The organism is Cupriavidus sp. 10L43_2 (genome assembly GCF_056395265.1).
The window spans coordinates 1-1,115 of sequence record NZ_JBFTJE010000045.1 but is presented as its reverse complement, the minus strand read 5'-3'; the positions used below and the strand labels follow the sequence as shown (position 1 = coordinate 1,115).

The 1,115-nt window shown below is 60.6% G+C and carries 1 protein-coding gene; it reads left to right on the top strand.

Annotated features, from left to right (window positions below):
- Positions 1-1,115, top strand: a 1,115-nt coding sequence (locus AC1DEL_RS27520; RefSeq protein WP_477159244.1) for a type VI secretion system Vgr family protein, incomplete at both ends; no start/stop codon positions are given.

The window sequence follows — 1,115 nt, the reverse complement described above, 5'->3', positions numbered from 1 at the left end:
TATTTCCTTCCCGGCAAGTTCGGCGAGATGGTGGTGTTTGGCGATGACATTGACCATTACCTYTACAAGCCTGAATTGCGGGTGCCGTATCGCGAGACGGCGGGATTGGAGGCTGGTGTCGAAGCGGTCATCGGCCTTCGTACTATTGCTAGAACCGTCCCCGCATCGTTCCTCGTGGCGGACTACAACCCCGACCTGGCGTGGGAGCCGCTGAAGGGCGAAGCCAATGTCGCGAGGAAGGACAAGACCACCTACGGCCAGCCGTATGTCTTCGGCACCCATCACCTGGATTTCGAAGGCGCCAGATGGGAAGCCCAGCTTCGGCATGAGGCGGCGATGGCTTCCCAGGTGGTCTATGAAGGCGAGAGCAATGTGCTGGAACTGCGTCCGGCGCGAATCCTGCGGATGGATCTTGCGCTGGCGGATGCGCCGAATGGGCAGGTCATCACCGAGGTCATCCACACCGGCGCGCGCGATGCGGCGTATCGGAATACCTTCAAATCGATCCCGTCGGATCGACGGTTCCGGCTGCCGCTGGACGAGGCCAACTGGCCGAAGATCCAGGGCACGCTGAGTGCGCGCATTACCTCGCCAAGCCGGTATCCATACGCTTATCTGACGCAGCAGGGCTATTACACGGTTCGCTTTGACTTCGATTTCGAGGACTGGCCCGGCGGCGGCGAGTGCGTGCCGCTGCGATTGGCCAAGCCGTTTGCCGGGGCGCTGCAAACAGGATTTCACTTTCCGCTGATCGACGGCACCGAAGCGGCTATCGCATTTCGGGACGGTAATCCCAATAAGCCGTATATCGCCCACGTCCACCATAACAGTCGCCAGACGGATCTGATTACCAATCAGGATCGTTGGCTATCCCGCAACGTTATTCGCACGCAGAGCGACAACAAGCTCGAATTCGAGGATTGGGAGGGACAGGAGCACGTCAAGCTGTCCACCGAGCATTCCGGCAAATCCCAGCTGACGCTTGGCCATATGGTCGACGGGAAGTGGAAGCGGCGGGGGGAGGGGTTCGAACTCAGGACGTCTGGCTGGGGGGCCATCCGGGGCGGCAAGGGGTTGTTCATCACCGCCGATGACCAGCCAAAGGCCAGCGGACA